The organism is Ancylobacter sp. Lp-2 (assembly GCF_020523795.1).
In the GTDB taxonomy this organism is placed as follows: domain Bacteria; phylum Pseudomonadota; class Alphaproteobacteria; order Rhizobiales; family Xanthobacteraceae; genus Ancylobacter.
In genome coordinates this window covers 382,648-400,230 of record NZ_JAJALI010000003.1, presented here as the reverse complement: position 1 = coordinate 400,230, position 17,583 = coordinate 382,648, and the positions used below count along the sequence as shown (strand labels likewise).

The following is a 17,583-nucleotide window of genomic DNA, read 5'->3' as shown; positions in this document are numbered from 1 at the left end:
GGTGCGGAATTCGGGAGCGATGGTGGGGAGGGCAAGATGGAGCGCACCGTCTCCCCACGATGCGCTCCATCTCCACAGACACGAATGTCCGCAGCCGCCTTTCGGCGAGCGGCCGGAAACTATACCTGCCGAGCATGCCGCAAGGTTGCTGGAGAATGAAGAAGAGGTAACGGTAAGTGGAGGGGCGGTGTCGGCAGCCCCGTTTTTCGCGCAGCCAGGGGCGCCGCTGCAGCCCTCTGGTGCCGGGGCTTGCGTCCATAGCGACATCAACGCCCTGACGAAGCGCGTCTGGAGTCGGACGCCGTCGGATCTGCGTAAGATGCGTTAGCCAGGTTGCTCGTGCAGCGTCAGCCCGGAGGTGCGCCGACGCTGTCCTTGACGCATTTGCTGGTGAAGCTCGTCTTGGCCGCGCCAGCCAGATTCTTGGTGGCCGCCTGAGTGTCGCAGGCGGTCTGAGCATCGCGCTCGCATTTCCCGAGGAAGCTCGTGCGCGCGGCCCCCGCGAGCTTCCTGGAATCGGCGGTGGCGACGCAGCTATCGGCGAGGGCAGGGCCGGCAAAGGCAATCAGAACGGCGAGAGTAATGAGCGACTTCATCGTACCGTCTCCTCTTCAGGTGCCGGGAGTTGGTCGTGGCTGAGAGACAGCGTCACGCCCCTTCTCTCTGGGAGCGATGCGGCCGGCGCCGTGCCAAAGACCATGCAACGGCGGGAACTGGCGGGGCCTTTAGGTCAGTAGCGCACGGGGCCAGCCACTATGTTGTTGGTTTCCGCCCACCAACGAAACGCGTGGCCGGCCTCCATGACGTCCTCCGCATCGGTAGCGCTCTCCAGACGGTGTAGAAGGCCGTCATAGTCACCTCTCGGGTGCGGATGGGCTTGGGCAAACGACAGGGCTTCATCGAGGCTGTCGATATCGAAGACGGCAGAGCCGGCCCGGACGCGGACGACCGGGATGGCGACGGCTTCGGCTGTGTGCATGTGGTCGAGGATCGGCATGGCGAGTTCCTCCTTCCCCATAGCCAACGGATAGAGCGTCGACATGTTCCTCCCCCTACCCAGATCGGGATTGTTCTTTTTTGCTCCAACATGAGGTCAGGAGGGCGTTATGGCCGAACAGGGACATCCCAAACACATCGCCGACATCGTTGTCGACGAGGCTATCGCCACCTGCGCCGGCGTCCGCGGGCCGCCATAAGGCCCTGCTGGTTGCGAACGAGATGGCCATTGACGCCTGTCGAGCACCAACCGCTTCTGACCGACTGCGGCGAGGGTGAAGATTGATTCTGCGCCAACGCCGCAATTGCGAGCGCTTGGCTTCGTCCGACTTTCCGTCCAGCTTCAGCATAGCACGGACGGTGAGGGATGGGCGGCCCTCCATGCCCCGTCCGCTTGTCTTGGTCCAGGGCTATCCCCACGCCCCCCACCACGGCCCTTTTCCCGGCCGCGCCGTCGTTGATGTCGAGAAATTGGGTCCCGGCGGATTCGAGGGCGGCTCGGGGAACGCGCCGCGAACATGCCCCGAATCCGTGTTGCATGGACTTTTGGCAGTGCGCGGGAAAGCGTTGAAAAACAACGGCCGGCGCGCAAGCTGGCTTTCGCCCCAAAACCACCGACTTATGACAGCTATCTCAATGTAGGTGATTGATATCGCAGGCTTTTTTGGTGGTACAGGTGGGTGGGCTCGAACCACCGACCTCCGGTTCCACAGACCGGCGCTCTAACCAACTGAGCTACACCTGCATGCCAGAATGGCGCGGAACCTAATCGGGCGAACCGCGCTTTGCAAGGGCGCCAAGCCCTCGCGCGCAAAATCCTTGGGATAGACGTCCCACCGCGCCTCGCCGCGCCTGCGCTCGCGTGGCACGTTTCCTGAATTGGATGACGGGCGCCGGAGCGGCGCCAGGGAGGCGGACGTGACGGACGACCGGACGGGTGGGAAGCCCGGCGATCTCGAAGCCTATCTCGATGCGGCGCTGGCGCTGGCCGGCCTGCCGCTGGAGAGCGGGTTGCGGCCACGCGTGCTGATGCACCTGGAGACGGCGCTCGCCATGGGGCGGCTGGTGGAGAGTTTCCCGCTCCCCGACGAGGCGGAACCGGCGCCGGTGTATCGGCCATGAACGCGACCGTGACCGAGCATTCGCCCACCACCATCGCCGAACTTGCCGCCGGGCCGGCACTTGCCATCGCCGAGGCGGTACGCGCCGGCCGGGTCTCCGCCCGCGCCATTTGCGAGGCCACGCTGGCTCGGATCGTGGCGGTCGATCCGCATCTGAACGCCTTTACCCATGTCACCGCGGTGCGGGCCCTGGCCGAAGCCGATGCCGTCGATACGGCGCGGGCGGCGGGCGCGGCGCTCGGCCCGCTCGCCGGCGTGCCCTTCGCGGTGAAGAACCTGTTCGACCTCAAGGGGCTGGCGACGCTGGCCGGCTCGAAGATCAACGCCGACCGGCCGCCGGCAGGGCGGGATGCGACGCTGGTGGAGCGGATGGTGGCCGCCGGCGCGATCTGTCTCGGTGCGCTCAACATGGGCGAGTATGCCTATGATTTCACCGGCGAGAATGTGCATGCCGGCAGTTCCCGCAACCCGCACGACCTCGGCCATATGTCGGGCGGCTCGTCCGGCGGTTCGGGATCGGCGGTGGGCGGCAAGCTGGTGCCGCTGTCGCTTGGCTCCGACACCAACGGTTCCATCCGGGTGCCATCCTCGTTCTGCGGCATTTTCGGGCTGAAGCCGACCTATGGGCGGCTGTCGCGGGCGCGCAGCTTCCCCTTCGTGGCGAGCCTCGACCATCTCGGCCCCTTTGCCCGCACCGTCGCCGACCTGGCCGCCACCTATGACGCGCTCGTCGGCGCCGATGCGGACGATCCGGCCGTGGCCGACATCGAGGCGCGGCCGACGCTGCCGGAACTCACGCGCGGTGCCGGCGGACTGCGCGTCGGTATCCTCGGTGGCTGGTTCGCCCGGCAAGGCACACCGCAGGCCTATGATGCGGTCGCTCGCGCCGCCGCCGCGCTCGACGCCACGCGGATCGTCGAACTGCCCGAGGTCGAGCGGGCGCGGGCCAGCGCCTATGTCATCACCATGGCGGAAGGGGCAGCGCTGCACCGCGATCGGCTGCGCGATCGGCCGGCGGACTTCGATCCGGCGGTGCGCGAGCGCCTGCTTGCCGGAGCGGTGCTGCCGGCAGGAATGATCGTCAAGGCGCAGAACTTCCGCCGCTGGTTCCACGACCGGGCGCTGGAGCTGTTCACCGAGTTCGACGTGCTGATCGCGCCGGCGACGCCGGTGCCGGCGCCGCGCAGCGGGCAGGCTACCTTCGTGCTCGACGGCAAGGAGATGCTGGTGCGGCCGAATATCGGTATCTACACCCAGCCGATTTCCTTCATAGGGCTGCCGGTGGTGGCGGCGCCGATTCCCGGCGGCGGGCCGCTGCCGATCGGCGTGCAACTCATCGCCGCGCCGTGGCGGGAGGACACGGCGCTCCGGGCGGCGCGGGCTCTGGAGGTGGCGGGCGTCGCCTACGCGCCGGAGCCGGTGGTCTAGAGCGTGCGGGCCGGCGATCAGTCGCGGCGGAACGCCAGATTGGCGACGAAGCCGACGGCCAGCGCACCGAACATGGTGGCAAGACCGTAGAGCAAAGGATAGTGCTGCGCGGCGGTGGCGACCGATTGTTCGAAATCCACCTTGGCCACCTCCAGCGGCAGCCGGCCGCGGGCGACGAGCTCGCGATTCTCGAACAGCTTCACCTGCACCTCATAGGTGCCGATGGGGGCGATGCCGGGAACCGGGATGACCGCGCGGAACACGTGCGGGGCGATGAACTCCACCGCGTCGGGGCGTTCGAAATACAGCCCCTGCGTCTGTTTCACCCGCAGGAACGCCTGACGGAACGGGTCGCCGGGCACCACGTCGGCATAATCGGTGCCGATGCGCTGGACAAAGCGGTTGTTGGCAAGACCGGCCTGCTCCTGCCGGAGCGTGTCGGCTTCCGCCATCTCGGCCGGCGGCCGGGTGCTCAGGACGGCGAGATAGGCGGGGGCGGCGAGGAAGGAGCGGCTCTCGGCATTGGTCCACAGGCCGAAGCGGCGGGCCTTCTTCCAGGTGACGAAGCTGCCGTTCGGCCCGCGTACCGTCACCACCACGTCCGGTGTCGCGCCGCCGAGGTCGTCGGGCACGACGCCGAACAGCACGATGCTGTCGCCGGAAAAGCTGGACGTGATCGTCACCCGCGCCTTGGACAGCGACAGGACAAGGCCCTGTCGTTCCGGGGCCGGCTGGGCTTGTACCCTCGCGATGGCCATGACGCCGAACAGGCCGATTCCGAGCGCGAGGGCGCCGAGCCGGGCGAGGCGCGTGGCGGGCCTCACCGCTTCGCCTCGTCGACGGTGACGGCATAGAGGTCGGCAGGCTGGCGGATCTGGTCGGCGGCGACCCGCAACCCGACGCCGAGCACCAGCAGGCCGAGCAGCAGGCGCAGATTTTCCGCCTTCATCGCCTGGCCGGCACGGGCGCCGAACTGCGCGCCGATGGTGCCGCCGACCATTAGCACCAGCCCCAGCACGGCGTCGACCGTCTGGTTCAGCACCGCATGCATGACGATCGCTGCCGCCATGGTGACGAGGGTGAGCATCAGCGAGGTGGCGACCGAGGTCAGCGTCGGCACGCGCAGCAGGTAGATGAGCGCCGGCACCAGCAGGAAGCCGCCGCCAATGCCCATCAGCGCGCCGAGAAAGCCGATGGTGAAGCCGATGATGACCACGGGAATGATCGAGACATAGATGCGCGACTGACGGAAGCGCATCTTGAACGGCATGCGCAGGAACCACGGATGCGCGCCCGGGCGGCGGACCCGTGCCGGTTCGCCGCGCCAGTTGCGCAGCAGCGCCCTGAGGCTCTCGATCACCATCAGCGTGCCGATGGTGCCGAGCAGCACGATGTAGGAGAGGGCGATGAACAGATCGAGCTGGCCGAAGCGACGCAAAAGCATGAAGGCGAGCACGCCGGTCAACGTGCCGGTGAGGCCGCCGGCCAGCAGCACGAGGCCGAGCTGCACGTCCACGAGCCTTCGTCGCAGATAGTTCAGCGTGCCCGAGAGCGACGAGGCGGCCATGTGGGTCGACACGCTCGCCACCGCCACCGCCGGCGCGACGCCGAGGAAGATGAGCAGGGGCGTCATCAGGAAGCCGCCGCCCACCCCGAACATGCCGGAAATGAAGCCCACCGCGATGCCCAGGGCGAGCAGGGTGAAGATGTTCACCGGCAGTTCGGCGATCGGCAGATAGATGGTCACGCGTGTCGGGTCTCGGACAGGGGAAGTAAGCGTGCTTCCCGCTTAGCAGATTTCCACTAACAGGTGATGAGGGATCCATGGGCCGGAACGGGTCCGCGCGTCGCCCGACACCGGCTTGCGGCGGGCGCATCGCCAGGTGGCCGGAAGCATCGATATTGGATATATTTCATTATTATTCCGCATCGCAGCAGTGTATAAATTATTACAGAGTATATCTTGCGTAAATTGGACTTCCATTTCTCCGGATCATAGTAATACTGACCTTGCGGAACGGGCCCGGACGAGGCCCGGATGCTTGGGAGGATACTGCATGACGACCTATGGAACGGGCCGGCGCCTGCGCGCGCTGCTGAGCTCGACGATGCTGGCCGGCGCCTTGCTGGTGGGGGTAGGCCAGGGCGCCGCGCGTGCGCAGGCCACCGACAATCTGGAAAAGCTGTCGAACTTCCAGTCCACCGGTACGCAGGAAATGCCCGCGGTGCCGCAGGACGGGCCGCGGGTAGCGGCCTTTAACAAGACGTTGGCCGGCATCAAGCTGCCGGACGGGTTCAAGATCAAGCTCTACGCCATCGTGCCGGATGCACGCGAGATGGCGGTCGGGCCGTCGGCCGGCGTGGTGTTTGTCGGCACCCGCAAGAGCAAGGTCTGGGCGGTGACCGACCGCGACAAGGACCGCGTCGCCGACGAAGTGAAGCCTTTCGCGCCGTCGATCCAGATGAAGCTGCCACATGGCGTGTGCTTCTCGAAGGACGGCTTCCTGTACATCGTCGAGCAGAACCGCGTGCTGTTGTTCCCCGCCGCCGAGTTCTTCTACGAGGGGCCGGACGTGGCGGCCTTCCAGGTGGTGAAGCAGGGCGATCTCATTCCGAAGGAAGAGGAGTCCTACAACCACACCGCGCGCGTCTGCCGCATCGGGCCGGACGACAAGCTCTACATAACGCTCGGCCAGCCCTTCAACGTATTCGCGCCGGAGAAATACGACCTCTACAAGAAGGTCGGCATCGGCGGCATCGTGAAGATGGACCGCGACGGCAAGAACCGCGAGGTCTACGCCTGGGGCATCCGCAATTCGGTCGGCATGGACTTCAACCCCAAGGACAAGACGCTCTGGTTCACCGACAACCAGGTCGACGGCATGGGCGACGACATCCCGCCCGGCGAGCTCAACCGCGCCGAGAAGGCCGGCCAGACCTTCGGCTTCCCCTATTATGGCGGCGGCTCGGTGCGCACGGTCGAGTACAAGGACAAGGAGCCGCCGGCGGATTCGGTGAAGCCGCAGGTGGAGATGGTGGCGCATGCCGCCGATCTCGGCATGACCTTCTACACCGGCAGCCAGTTCCCGGCGAAGTATCGCGGCGGCGTGTTCTCGGTGCAGCACGGCTCGTGGAACCGCACCGTGCCGGTGGGCGCGCGGGTGATGTTCACCGAGGTGAAGGAGGACGGCACCGCCGGCAAGAGCGAGCCGTTCGCCGAAGGCTGGTTGACGCCGAACGGCGAATATCTCGGTCGCCCGGCCTCGGTGGCGCAACTCAATGACGGCTCGCTGCTGGTCTCGGACGATACGTCCGGCGCGATCTATCGCATCTCCTACGGCGAGTGACGGCGACACCCGGACCGCGGCGGATGCCGCCGCGGTTCCTTCCCGACAAGCATGGAAAGCCATTCATGATGCGGATCTGGAGCCGGCCGCCGGTCGCGGCGGCTCGTCTTGTTTTCCAGGCCATGGCGCGAGCGGCGCTCGGCCCGCGGGTGCTCGGTTCGCTGGCAATCGGCGGCGCGGTTCTCTCCGGTGTCCCGGCTCAGGCCGGCGATGCCGCCGCCGGCCGGGTCAAGGCCAGCCAACAATGCGCCGTCTGCCACGGTACCAACGGCCTATCGCAGCACCCGGAAGCGCCGAACCTCGCCGGTCAGGTGGAGATGTATCTCGCCAAGGCGCTCGAGGAGTTCCGCTCCGGCAAGCGGGTCAACGAGATGATGACGGTCGTGACCAAGGATCTGTCCGACGACGACATCGCCAATTTCGCCGCCTGGTACGCCTCGATCGAGATCAGCGTGCAGACGCCGCCCTAAGCCGGTGCTGGGCAACCAGCGCCACCATGAGGTTACCGAGGCCGCGCAGCAGGCGGGCGCGGCCGAGCGGACCATTGGCGCGCGGGCGGGGTATGTGCACGAAGACCGCGAGGGGCATCCGTGCGTCCCGCTGCGCCCAGCCATAGGCGCTCCAACTGAGGGCATTGCAGACATAGCCGCCGGCATCGCGCGACAGCCGGGCCGGCACGCCCGCGGCGGCCAGCGCGTACAGCAGCGGGGCCGGAGCGGCGCTGCAACGGCGGGTCGCGGCGTCGCCGGCCTCGAAGCGTGGGCCAGGTGGGTGGCGCCGCGCCGCGTCAGGAAAGAGCCGCGTGCGGTTATGTCCCAAGAGCTCGACCGACACCGTCCGGCGGCGGGCGGCGAGGCCGATCATCAGCACGATGTCGGGCGCGAGGGCGTCGAGGACGTGTGGGAAGCCCGCGGTTTCCTCCCAAATAGTCGGCAGGAGCCGCAGGCTCCGCCGGGTGCCGGCCAGCGTCGGGCGCCGCAGTCGCACGAGGTCGCGGGCGAGCCCGGCGGCCGGATTGGCCGGCGCACCGGGAAACGGGCCGAAGCCGGTGACGAGAATATGCGGTATGCGTGCCGCCTTCATTCGCGCCCGACGCGGGCGGCGACCGCCAGCGCAAGCGCGTCCTCGAGCTGGGCGAGATGGAAGGGCTTGGATAGCAGTGGCCGGCTGCGCCAGGGTTCGCTGATCGCCTCATCGTCATAGCCGGTGGAGAAAACCACCGGAATGCCCTGGTCGGTGGCAGCCTGGGCGACGTCGTAGCTGGCGATGCCGCCGAGATTGAGATCGAGGAGCGCGACGTCGATGTCCCGATGGCGCGCGGCGACGAAATCGAGCGCATCGGGCAGGCGCCGGGCGCTGCCGATCACCACCGCGCCGAGTTCCTCGATCATGGCCTCGATCATCAGCGCAACCAACGGCTCGTCCTCGACGACGAAGATACCTCGCCCGGCGAGCCGGTTGTCATTTTCCATCGTGGCTCCCATCGCCCCGTCATCGTGCCCGGAGCGCCATTGCCCATCTGAGCATTCGGCGGTTCGGGAGACTGTACAGAAGTGAACCGAGCATCCCGCCTTTTTCAGGTCGGCTCAAGCCCAAGCCGCGCCGCGATGCGGGCGGCGCCGAGGCCGGGGGCGAGCCGGCCGGCCGCCACCTCGGCGGCGATCGTCGGCACCTCGTCCCGCAGCGTCGTATCGGTGCGGATGCGCTCGCGGATGCGCTCGTCGAGCAGCGTCCACATCCACCGGACCTGCTGGGCGCTGCGCCGTGCCGCGAAGGCGCCGGCCTGTTGCGACCGTTCGCCATGTAGTTGGACCTGTTGCCACAGCGTCTCCAACCCCTCGCCGGTGAGGCCGGAACAGGCGAGCACCGGCGTGGACCAATGCGGCTCGCGCACGCCGAGCACCTGCAGCGCGGCGCGGTATTCGGCGGCGGCGGCGCGGGCGCGGATGAGGCCGTCGCCATCCGCCTTGTTCACCGCCACGATGTCGGCAAGTTCGAGGATGCCCTTCTTCAGGCCTTGCAGCTCGTCGCCGGCGCCCGGCAGCATCAGCACCAGGAAGGTGTCGGTCATGTCGGCGACGGCGGTTTCGGACTGCCCGACGCCGACCGTCTCCACCAGCACCACGTCATAGCCGGCCGCCTCGCACAGCAGCAGCGTCTCGCGGGTGCGGGCGGCGACGCCGCCGAGCGTGCCCGCCGAGGGCGAGGGACGCACAAAGGCGTGTGCGTCGACCGCCAGCCGGGCCATGCGGGTCTTGTCGCCGAGAATGGAACCGCCGGTGCGGGTCGAGGACGGGTCGACCGCCAGCACGGCCACGCGATGGCCCTTGCCGGTCAGCATGGTTCCGAGCGAATCGATGGTGGTCGACTTGCCGACCCCCGGGACGCCGGTGATTCCAACGCGCAAGGCCGCGCCGGTGAAGGGCAGCAGCGCCTGCAGCAATTGCTCGGCCAGGGCACGGTGGGCGGGCTTGCGCGACTCGACCAGGGTGATCGCGCGCGCCAACACGGCCCGCCGTCCGGCGCGCACGCCATCGACGAGTTGGTCGAGGGAAGGGAGGGCGGGCGCGTGGATCAAAATCAGGTCCCGGGCGTTGTCGGGGGGATGCTAGCAGCCGCAGCCGAGCCTGACGAGGCACGGCAACCCAATGTTTCAACGGAGATAAACGCCATGAACTGGGACCGTATCGAAGGCAATTGGAAGCAGGTCAAGGGCCAGGTGCGCCAGCAATGGGGCAAGCTGACCGATGACGACCTCGACCGCCTGCACGGCAAGCGCGAGGAACTCGAAGGCGTGCTGCAGGAGCGCTACGGCATCGCCAAGGACGAGGCGAAACGTCAGGTCGACGAGTGGAGCGGCCGCTACAAGATGTGATCGAACGCGCCGGCCACGGCATCATTCGCAACAGGCGGCGGCCGGGCATCGTCCCGGCCGTTTCGATTGGCGGGCCGCGCCGGTCGACCGGTCTCAGCTGTGGGCGAAGTCCCAATAGAGCTGGCGGGCGTGACGGAACACCGGACCCGGCTGAAGTTCGCGATCCTCGATGCGGGTGATCGGCGAGACCTTGGAATAATTGCCGGTGGTGAACAGTTCGTCGGCGGCTTTGAAGTCGTCCCAGCGCAGCGACGCCTCGACCACCTCAATGCCGGCCTGCCGCATCAGCCCCATGGTGCGGGTGCGGGTGATGCCGGCGAGGAAGGTGCCGTTGGCGGCCGGGGTGAGCGCGACGCCGTCCTTCACCATGAAGATGTTGGCGGTGGCGAGCTCGGCCACGTTGCCGAGCATGTCGCACAGCACCGCATTGTCGAAGCCGCGGCGGTTGCACTCGACCAGGGCGCGGGCGTTGTTGGGATAGAGCGCGCCGGCCTTGGCATCGGTCACGGCGCATTCCACCGTCGGCCGACGGAACGGCGACAGGGTGATGGAGGTGCCGCGCTCCGCCGCCGGCATCGGCGCCTCGTAGAGGCTGAGGCACCAGCGGGTGGACTCCGCATCGGCATCGACGGTGCGCGCGCCGGGGAACTCGGCCCAGTACATCGGCCGGATATAGAGCGCCGCGTCCGGGGCGAAGCGCTGGAGCCCCTCGGCGGTGAGCTCCATCCAGCGCTCGACCGAGACGACCGGCTTCAACCCCATGGCGAGCGCCGAGCGGTTGATACGAGCGCAATGCAGGTCGAGATCAGGCGTCACGCCCTCGAAGGCACGGGCGCCGTCGAACACCGAGGTGCCGAGCCAGGCGGCATGGGTGCGCACGCCCATGATCGGCACGTTGCCCTCGTGCCAGGCACCGTCCAGGAAGGTCCAGGTCTGCGACCACTCACCGATCATCTCATGCACTCCCAAACGTCAGTCGAACACGTGTCAGTCGAACATCCGTCGAGGCCGCACCATAGCGAAAGATCGAGGCGGCAGCCGCCGCTTTTCCTCGTCCTTTCGGCGGAGCCTGTCCTTTCGGCGAGGGGCGCTCAGCTCGCCAGCGCGGCGAGGATGCGCACCCAGGAGCGGATGCCCTTGTGGAACGAGGTGAGGTCGTATTTCTCGTTCGGCGAATGGATGCGGTCGTCATCGAGCGCGAAGCCGATCATCAGCGCGTCCTGGCCCAGCGTCTTCTTGAAATGGCCGACGATCGGGATCGAGCCGCCGGCGCCGATGACCACAGCAGGCTTGCCCCATTCGTCCTTGAGCGCGGCGGTCGCCTTGGCGAGATTCGGGTTGTCGTGCGAGACGGCGACGGCGGGCGAGCCTTCGCCGCTGAGGAATGCCACCGAGCAGTCGGCGGGCAGCTGGGCGCGCACGAAGGCGCGGACCGCGTCGCGGACGTGGATCGGATCCTGGCCGGCGACGAGGCGGCAGGAGATCTTGGCGGTGGCGATGGAGGGGATCACCGTCTTCGAGCCCTCGCCGATATAGCCGCCCCACATGCCGTTGACCTCGAAGGTCGGGCGCGAGGTGGTCATCTCCACGAGCGAGCGGCCCTTCTCGCCGATCGGCTGCGACAGGCCGATCGGGCCGAGGAAGCTCTCGGACGTCATGCCGAGCGCGTTCCACTGCGCCTTCACCTCGTCCGGCGGCTCGACGACGCCGTCATAGAAGCCGGGGATCGCGATGTGGCCGTCCGGCCCGTGCACGGCGGCGATGATCGTCGACAGCACATGCAGCGGGTTGGCAGCGGCACCGCCGTAATAGCCGGAATGCAGGTCGCGATTGGCGCAGGTGACGACGATTTCGTCATGCATCAGCCCGCGCAGCGAGACGGTGATGGCCGGGGTCTTCGCATCCCACATGCTAGTGTCGCAGACGAGGGCGACATCGGCCTTCAGCTCTTCCTTGTGGCTTTCGAGGAAGGGCGGCAGGTTGCCGGAGCCGTTCTCCTCCTCGCCCTCCACCATGATGGTGACGTCCACCGGCAGGGTGCCGGTGACCTTGAGATAGGCACGGCAGGCCTCGACGAAGGTCATCACCTGGCCTTTGTCGTCGGATGAGCCGCGGGCGACGATCCGCTTCACCCCGTTCGGCCCCTCGACGATCTTCGGCTCGAAGGGCGGGTTCTCCCACAGGTTCAGCGGGTCGACCGGCTGCACGTCGTAATGGCCGTAGAACAGCACGCGTCGCGCGGCGCCGAGGCTCGACGTGCCGGTGACGATGGGATGGCCCGGCGTGTCGTTCAGCCGGGTCGCGAGACCGAGGCCGGCGAGGTCGTCGGCGAGCCACTGGCCGGCCTTGCGGCAGTCCGGCGCGTAGCTGCGGTCGGTCGAGATGGAGGGGATGGCCAGGAAGGCGAACAGGCGTTCGAGGCTGGCATCGAGATCGGCATCCACAGCGGCGAGGACGCGGTCGAGATCGGACATGGCTGGGGTCTCGGACTGGAAGGAAGGCGAAGGGAGGCTGCCTATTTGCGGCCGCCGCTCCCGGAGAAGTCGTCGAAGATCTGCGAGAAGTCGTCGCCGGAGCTCGCCTTGCTCGACGAACTGCTGGACGAACTGCGCGCCGGCGTCGAGGAAACAGCGCGGGTGGTGCGCGAACGCCCGCCGAGCACGTTGCGCAGGATCGCCTTGGTGACCTGATTGGTCACTTCGCGGGCGACCTGCCGGGTGACTTGCTCGCCGACGCTCATGCGCCCGCGTGACGGGGTGCCGAAGATGCCGCCGAGCACGTCGCTGATCCAGCCGCCGCCGGACGTGGTGCCGGCCTCGGTGGGGGCGGGGGCGTTGGGGGCGGGCTTGCCGGCATCGGCGTCGGCCTGCGTTTCCTCGGCGCGCTTGGCCAGCATTTCGAAGGCGGATTCGCGGTCGAGCGACTGGTCGTAGACGCCGCGCAGCGGGCTGCGGGCGATGATGGCGGCGCGTTCTTCCGGCGTCACCGTCCCGACCCGGCCGGCCGGCGGGCAGATCAGCGTGCGCTCGACGATGGCGGGCGTGCCGTTGCCTTCCAGCATCGACACCAGCGCCTCGCCCTTGCCGAGCTCGGTGATCACCTGGGCGGTGTTGAGGGCGGGGTTGGGCCGGAACGTGTCGGCCGCCGCCTTCACCGCCTTCTGGTCGCGGGGGGTGAAGGCGCGTAGCGCGTGCTGCACCCGGTTGCCGAGCTGGGCCAGCACGGTTTCCGGCACGTCGAGCGGGTTCTGGGTGACGAAATAGACGCCGACGCCCTTGGAGCGGATCAGCCGGACCACCTGCTCGATCTTCTGCAGCAGCGCGCGGGGCGCCTCGTCGAAGACGAGATGCGCCTCATCGAAGAAGAACACCAGCTTGGGCTTCTCCGGGTCGCCGACCTCCGGCAGCTGCTCGAACAGTTCCGACAACAGCCAGAGCAGGAAGGAGGCGTAGAGCTGCGGCGAGCCCATCAGCTTGTCGGCAGCGAGGATGTTGATGGTGCCATAGCCGGAGCGGCGCTCGACCTGCATCAGGTCGGTGATCTTCAGCGCCGGCTCGCCGAAGAACTTGTCGGCACCCTGGTTCTCCAGCACCAAGAGGGAGCGCTGGATGGCGCCGACGGTGGCGGAGGAGACATTGCCATAGGTGGTGGTGAGCTTGGCGGAGTTCTCGGCCACGAAGGCGAGCATCGCCCGGAGGTCCTTGAGGTCGAGCAGCAGCAGCCCGTGCTCGTCGGCGACGCGGAAGACGACGTTGAGCACGCCTTCCTGCACGTCGTTGAGGTTCATCAGCCGGGCCAATAGCAGCGGGCCCATCTCGGTGACGGTGGCGCGCACCGGATGGCCCTGCTCGCCGAACAGATCCCAGAACACCACCGGGAACTCGTCGGCGGCATAGTCGACGCCGATCTCCTGGCAGCGTTTGACGATCCAGTCCTGGCCGTCGCCCTTCATGGCGACGCCGGAGAGGTCGCCCTTGATGTCGGCGGCGAAGACCGGGACGCCGGCACGGGAAAAGCCTTCCGCGAGGGTCTGCAGCGTCACCGTCTTGCCAGTGCCGGTGGCGCCGGTGGCGAGGCCGTGGCGGTTGGCGAGCTTGAGCGTGAGATATTCGGGCTTTTCCGAACGTCCCACCAGGATCTTGCCGTCGACATCCCCGGTCATGTTGGTCTCCTCGGGTGGATTCCGCGCCGCCTATAGAGCGCGGGGGCAGGGCGTTCGGCAAGCGGGACCTGCGCAGATTGTCGGAGATGGCTACCGGCGTCTTGCTTTCGCCGGCGCGGCGCGCAATTTGAGGGGAAATGTGAGAAACCGCCATGTCCGCCCCCTTGTCCGCCCCGTCGAACGCCTTCGAAACCTCCCTTCCGCCGCCGGGCCAGACGGTGTTCGACGCTCGCGGCCGGCGGCTGGACTATGCCGGCCGCACGCTGGTGATGGGCATTCTCAACGTCACTCCGGACTCGTTTTCCGACGGCGGACGCAGCGCCGCACTGGACGATGCGGTGACCAATGCGGCCAGACTGGTGGCGGATGGGGCCGATATCCTCGACATCGGCGGCGAATCGACCCGGCCCGGCCACACCCCGGTTCCCGCCGACGAGGAGATGCGCCGCGTGCTGCCGGTGCTGGCCGAGATCGTCGGGCTCGGCGTACCGGTCTCGGTCGATACCCAGAAGGCTGAGGTCGCCGACGCCGCGCTGAAGGCGGGCGCCCACATCGTCAACGACATTTGGGGACTGATGGGCGATCCGGAGATGGCGCGGGTCGCGAGCGCCTTCGACGCCGGCGTGGTGGTGATGCACAACCGGGCCGAGGTGGACCCTTCCATCAACATCGTCGACGACATGCTGGCTTTCTTCGACAAGGCGCTGGAGCGGGCGGCGCGGGCCGGCATCCGCTCCGACCGCGTCAGCCTCGATCCCGGCATCGGCTTCGGCAAGACGTTCGAGCAGAATCTCTCGGCACTGGCGCATCTCGGCGACTTCGTGAAACTGGGTTTCCCGCTGCTGCTCGGCACCTCGCGCAAATCGCTGATCGGCAAGGTGGTGGTGGCGACGCCGTCCGAGCGGCTGCCGGGCACCATCGCCTCCAACGTGATCGGGATCATGGCCGGCTGCGCGATCATTCGCGTGCATGACGTCGCCGCGCATGTGCAGGCCGCCCGCGTGACGGAGGCCATCAAAGGTGCCGCCTGAATTCTTCATCCGCCGGCCGCGTCCGGTCGAAAAGCACGTCGCCTATCTCTGCCTCGGCTCCAATCTGGGCGACCGGGCGAAGACCATGGCGAAGGCGGTGGGGCTGATCGCCCGCACTGGCGGCGTCAGCATCCTGTCGCGCTCCTCGCTCTACGAGACGCCGCCCTGGGGGCCGGTGCCGCAGGGGCCCTATCTCAATTTGGTGGTCGCCATCGAGACCGAGCTGTCGGCGCGCGAGCTTTTGCACATGCTGCTCGGCGTCGAGCACGCCTTCGGGCGTGACCGCACCCGCGAGGTGCGCTTCGGGCCGCGCCGGATCGACATCGACATCCTGATCTATGGCGACGAGAAGATCGACGAGCCGGATCTGGAGATCCCGCATCCGCGCATGATGGAGCGCGCCTTTGCTCTCCTGCCGCTGGCCGAGATCGCCCCGGAGCTCGCCGTCGGCGGCGTGCGCATCCGCGACGCACTGGCCGGGCTCGATACATCCGGCATCGTGCGGGTCGCCGATGCGGCCTGACGTCGAAAGGGCGACGGATCGCTCCGTCGCCCTTTCGTTCCGTCAGGACCTGTCGCTTCTACGCAACTCAGCGGCAGACCTCGACGTCGCGGTAATAGGCGCGTCCCCAATTGTTGTAGAAGGTCCGGGTCTCCGTCCAGCAGCGCGGACGGTGGGGCCGGTAGCCGTAGCCGGAGCCATATCCGGGGCCGGGGCCGTAGGCATAGGCCGGGCCGGGGGCATAGGCCCGGGGCGGCGGCGGGGGCGGGGCGTAGTAGCCACCGCCATAGCCGCCACCATAAGCGTTGCTGGCCGCGCCGGCGACCAGGCCGCCGACGATGAGGCCACCGACCACGCCGGCCGCCACGGCGGCGCCGTTATTGTGGTCGCGGGCCTGGGACGGGGTGGGGAGAGCGCTGGCCAGAGCGACGCCTGCGAGGGCGATCGCGGCGATCTTGGTGCTGTGAGCGAAGCGGCTCATGACGACCTCTGCATCTCGGTGTCGGCCGGGGATCGGCCTGTCGATGGAAAGGACACTAGTGCTCCTCGCCCTAACTCAATCTGAACCCGTTGTTGCAAAAGGTTCATCGAACTGAACGCAATCCTTCGGGCTCGTTCATCCAGCGTTCATCCCGCGAGCGGGGAGGTGGCCGGTGCCGGACTATGACAGCGAGGGTTTCATCGCCGCCTGGGCCTTCGATGGCGCAGGTGGGGCGCGCAAGGTCGGCTGGGCCGAACTGCGCGCGGGCTGCGCGGTCGGCGAGCGCGGCTTCATCTGGATTCATCTCCAACTGATGGACCGTCGCCAGCAGCCCTGGCTGGAGGCCGATGCCGGCATCGAGCCAGGCATCGCCGATTCGCTGACCGCCGAGGAGACGCGCCCGCGCTGCGTGCTGTTCGATTCCGGCGCCTTCCTCAATCTGCGCGGCATCAACTTCAAACCCTATTCGCTGCCGGACGAGATGCACTCGATCCGCTTCTGGGTGGAACCGAAGCGCATCATCTCGGTGCGCACCTATCCCTTGTCCGCGCTGGCCGATTTCGAGGACGCGCTGGCGCGCGGGCGGGCGCCGCGCACGCCGGGCGAGTTCATCGCCGACCTGTCGCTGCGCCTCGTCGACCGCATGGACACGGTGATCACCGCGCTGGCCGAGCAGGCCGACGAGCTGGAGGAGAATGTCTGGAGCGCCACCCTCACCAATCTCAGCCAGCGCGTGTCGGAGCTGCGGCGCGTCGCGATCATCCTGCGGCGCTACATCGCCCCGCAGCGCGAGGCGCTGAACCATTTCTCGCTGGAGGATGCCGAGTGGATGACGGTGCGCGACCGCAACCGGCTGCGCGAGGCCGGCGACCGGGTGACGCGCTTCGCCGAAGAGCTGGATTCGGTGCGCGACCGTGCGGCGGTGATCTATGATCAGATGGTAGAACGTCGCGCCGAGCAGATGAACCGCTCCATGCAGATCCTGGCGGCGGTGACGGTGATCTTCGCGCCGCTCACTTTGATCACCGGCCTGATGGGGATGAATGTCGGCGGCATTCCCGGCTCCGACGATCCGGTGGGCTTCTGGGCCGTCACCTCGCTGGCCGGGATTGCCGGCGTGGCGATGGTCGGGCTGTTCCGCTGGGTGCGGTGGCTCTGAGGCTGCCGCAGCGTTACAATGGTGCCGCGGCGCGAGGCGCCGGATTCAAGCGCGAGGCGCGAGATGAACAAGCTGTCGATGATGGCCGTCGCCGCCGGGCTCGGCGTCGCGGCCGTGGCGGTGCCGGATGGCGGTGCCGTGGCCTATGAGTTCACCGGCGCCTTTCCGGGGGGCAACTGCGCCGTGATGGCGCAGACCATACCCGCCTCGAAGCTCTGGTACGGCCATTTCACCGGCCAGCGGCAATGGGGCACCTTCCAGGAGCAGATCCAGACCCGCACGGTGGAAGGCTGCTTCAAGAGCCGGGGCGAATGCGACAACTGGCTGTATCAGTGGCGGTCGACCTACCAGTACAATTTCTGGAACGATTACTGCGTGATCAGCAACCAGCCGAGGCCGCGCCGGCCCTATGCCGGCTGAGGCCGCGCGGGGCTAAGAGGGCGGGCATGAAAAAGGCGCCGGCCCGGTGGGGCCGACGCCT

The 17,583-nt window shown here is 67.8% G+C and carries 20 protein-coding genes and 1 tRNA gene; 9 read left to right on the top strand and 12 right to left on the bottom strand.

Going from position 1 to position 17,583, the window contains the following annotated elements; all coding sequences use genetic code 11:
- Window positions 1–347 precede the first annotated feature (347 nt).
- The 3 genes from LGR54_RS10200 to LGR54_RS10190 all read right to left on the bottom strand — a co-directional run bounded on the left by LGR54_RS10200 (window position 348) and on the right by LGR54_RS10190 (window position 1,741).
- Window positions 348–596 carry a hypothetical protein gene (locus LGR54_RS10200; RefSeq protein ID WP_230361850.1) on the bottom strand — a complete coding sequence of 83 codons (249 nt, stop codon included), beginning with the start codon at window positions 594–596 and terminating at the stop codon, window positions 348–350.
- A gap of 134 nt (window positions 597–730) precedes the next feature.
- Window positions 731–1,042: a hypothetical protein gene (locus LGR54_RS10195; protein WP_230361849.1), complete on the bottom strand. Its 312-nt coding sequence runs from the start codon at window positions 1,040–1,042 to the stop codon at window positions 731–733.
- A 622-nt stretch (window positions 1,043–1,664) separates the two neighbouring features.
- Window positions 1,665–1,741 (bottom strand) — tRNA-His (locus tag LGR54_RS10190).
- A gap of 173 nt (window positions 1,742–1,914) precedes the next feature.
- Between LGR54_RS10190 and LGR54_RS10185 the strand changes: the two genes are divergently transcribed.
- Window positions 1,915–2,118: a DUF4089 domain-containing protein gene (locus LGR54_RS10185; protein ID WP_230361848.1), complete on the top strand. Its 204-nt coding sequence runs from the start codon at window positions 1,915–1,917 to the stop codon at window positions 2,116–2,118.
- On the top strand, window positions 2,115–3,545 hold the full coding sequence (locus tag LGR54_RS10180) for an AtzE family amidohydrolase (RefSeq protein ID WP_230361847.1): 1,431 nt from the start codon (window positions 2,115–2,117) through the stop codon (window positions 3,543–3,545). Before LGR54_RS10185 ends, LGR54_RS10180 begins: the two co-directional genes overlap by 4 nt.
- A gap of 17 nt (window positions 3,546–3,562) precedes the next feature.
- Here LGR54_RS10180 and LGR54_RS10175 read toward each other — a convergent pair whose 3' ends face one another.
- Window positions 3,563–4,369 (bottom strand): TIGR02186 family protein, encoded by an 807-nt coding sequence (locus tag LGR54_RS10175; protein WP_230361846.1) that lies wholly within the window; start codon window positions 4,367–4,369, stop codon window positions 3,563–3,565.
- Window positions 4,366–5,292 carry a sulfite exporter TauE/SafE family protein gene (locus LGR54_RS10170; RefSeq protein ID WP_230361845.1) on the bottom strand — a complete coding sequence of 309 codons (927 nt, stop codon included), beginning with the start codon at window positions 5,290–5,292 and terminating at the stop codon, window positions 4,366–4,368. Before LGR54_RS10170 ends, LGR54_RS10175 begins: the two co-directional genes overlap by 4 nt.
- 361 nt (window positions 5,293–5,653) lie before the next feature.
- Between LGR54_RS10170 and LGR54_RS10165 the strand changes: the two genes are divergently transcribed.
- Both LGR54_RS10165 and LGR54_RS10160 read left to right on the top strand, forming a co-directional pair.
- Window positions 5,654–6,892 (top strand): sorbosone dehydrogenase family protein, encoded by a 1,239-nt coding sequence (locus LGR54_RS10165; RefSeq protein ID WP_230362088.1) that lies wholly within the window; start codon window positions 5,654–5,656, stop codon window positions 6,890–6,892.
- Window positions 6,893–7,014: 122 nt separating this feature from the next.
- Window positions 7,015–7,362 carry a cytochrome c gene (locus tag LGR54_RS10160; protein WP_370638188.1) on the top strand — a complete coding sequence of 116 codons (348 nt, stop codon included), beginning with the start codon at window positions 7,015–7,017 and terminating at the stop codon, window positions 7,360–7,362.
- Here LGR54_RS10160 and LGR54_RS10155 read toward each other — a convergent pair.
- From LGR54_RS10155 to meaB, 3 genes are all read right to left on the bottom strand, one after another.
- The gene (locus tag LGR54_RS10155) at window positions 7,340–7,975 is read right to left on the bottom strand and encodes a peptidase C15 (RefSeq protein ID WP_230361843.1); all 636 of its coding nucleotides are present in this window, start codon (window positions 7,973–7,975) and stop codon (window positions 7,340–7,342) included. The two genes, LGR54_RS10160 and LGR54_RS10155, sit on opposite strands and share 23 nt — an antisense overlap.
- Complete coding sequence (locus LGR54_RS10150; RefSeq protein ID WP_230361842.1) at window positions 7,972–8,364, bottom strand: response regulator; 393 nt, start codon at window positions 8,362–8,364, stop codon at window positions 7,972–7,974. The genes LGR54_RS10155 and LGR54_RS10150 overlap by 4 nt, the downstream gene beginning before the upstream one ends.
- A gap of 104 nt (window positions 8,365–8,468) precedes the next feature.
- Window positions 8,469–9,470: a methylmalonyl Co-A mutase-associated GTPase MeaB gene (gene meaB / locus LGR54_RS10145; protein WP_230361841.1), complete on the bottom strand. Its 1,002-nt coding sequence runs from the start codon at window positions 9,468–9,470 to the stop codon at window positions 8,469–8,471.
- A 93-nt stretch (window positions 9,471–9,563) separates the two neighbouring features.
- On the opposite strand from meaB, the gene LGR54_RS10140 reads away from it, so the two are divergent.
- Complete coding sequence (locus LGR54_RS10140; RefSeq protein ID WP_214011340.1) at window positions 9,564–9,767, top strand: CsbD family protein; 204 nt, start codon at window positions 9,564–9,566, stop codon at window positions 9,765–9,767.
- 93 nt (window positions 9,768–9,860) lie between these two features.
- Here LGR54_RS10140 and LGR54_RS10135 read toward each other — a convergent pair whose 3' ends face one another.
- From LGR54_RS10135 to LGR54_RS10125, 3 genes are all read right to left on the bottom strand, one after another.
- Window positions 9,861–10,721 (bottom strand): branched-chain amino acid aminotransferase, encoded by an 861-nt coding sequence (locus LGR54_RS10135; protein WP_230361840.1) that lies wholly within the window; start codon window positions 10,719–10,721, stop codon window positions 9,861–9,863.
- A 137-nt stretch (window positions 10,722–10,858) separates the two neighbouring features.
- Window positions 10,859–12,241 carry a dipeptidase gene (locus tag LGR54_RS10130; RefSeq protein ID WP_230361839.1) on the bottom strand — a complete coding sequence of 461 codons (1,383 nt, stop codon included), beginning with the start codon at window positions 12,239–12,241 and terminating at the stop codon, window positions 10,859–10,861.
- A 41-nt stretch (window positions 12,242–12,282) separates the two neighbouring features.
- Complete coding sequence (locus tag LGR54_RS10125) at window positions 12,283–13,929, bottom strand: helicase HerA-like domain-containing protein (protein ID WP_230361838.1); 1,647 nt, start codon at window positions 13,927–13,929, stop codon at window positions 12,283–12,285.
- A gap of 152 nt (window positions 13,930–14,081) precedes the next feature.
- Here LGR54_RS10125 and folP point away from each other — a divergent pair, with 152 nt between their 5' ends.
- Both folP and folK read left to right on the top strand, forming a co-directional pair.
- Window positions 14,082–14,960 (top strand): dihydropteroate synthase, encoded by an 879-nt coding sequence (folP, locus tag LGR54_RS10120; protein ID WP_230361837.1) that lies wholly within the window; start codon window positions 14,082–14,084, stop codon window positions 14,958–14,960.
- Window positions 14,950–15,483 carry a 2-amino-4-hydroxy-6-hydroxymethyldihydropteridine diphosphokinase gene (folK, locus tag LGR54_RS10115; protein ID WP_370638177.1) on the top strand — a complete coding sequence of 178 codons (534 nt, stop codon included), beginning with the start codon at window positions 14,950–14,952 and terminating at the stop codon, window positions 15,481–15,483. The genes folP and folK overlap by 11 nt, the downstream gene beginning before the upstream one ends.
- A 67-nt stretch (window positions 15,484–15,550) precedes the next feature.
- On the opposite strand, the gene LGR54_RS10110 is transcribed toward folK, so the two are convergent.
- A complete protein-coding gene (locus LGR54_RS10110; RefSeq protein WP_230361836.1) occupies window positions 15,551–15,943 on the bottom strand; it encodes a hypothetical protein in 393 nt (130 codons plus the stop codon).
- Window positions 15,944–16,115: 172 nt separating this feature from the next.
- Here LGR54_RS10110 and LGR54_RS10105 point away from each other — a divergent pair, with 172 nt between their 5' ends.
- Both LGR54_RS10105 and LGR54_RS10100 read left to right on the top strand, forming a co-directional pair.
- The gene (locus LGR54_RS10105) at window positions 16,116–17,102 is read left to right on the top strand and encodes a zinc transporter ZntB (RefSeq protein ID WP_230361835.1); all 987 of its coding nucleotides are present in this window, start codon (window positions 16,116–16,118) and stop codon (window positions 17,100–17,102) included.
- 63 nt (window positions 17,103–17,165) lie between these two features.
- The gene (locus tag LGR54_RS10100) at window positions 17,166–17,522 is read left to right on the top strand and encodes a hypothetical protein (RefSeq protein ID WP_230361834.1); all 357 of its coding nucleotides are present in this window, start codon (window positions 17,166–17,168) and stop codon (window positions 17,520–17,522) included.
- Window positions 17,523–17,583: the final 61 nt, after the last annotated feature.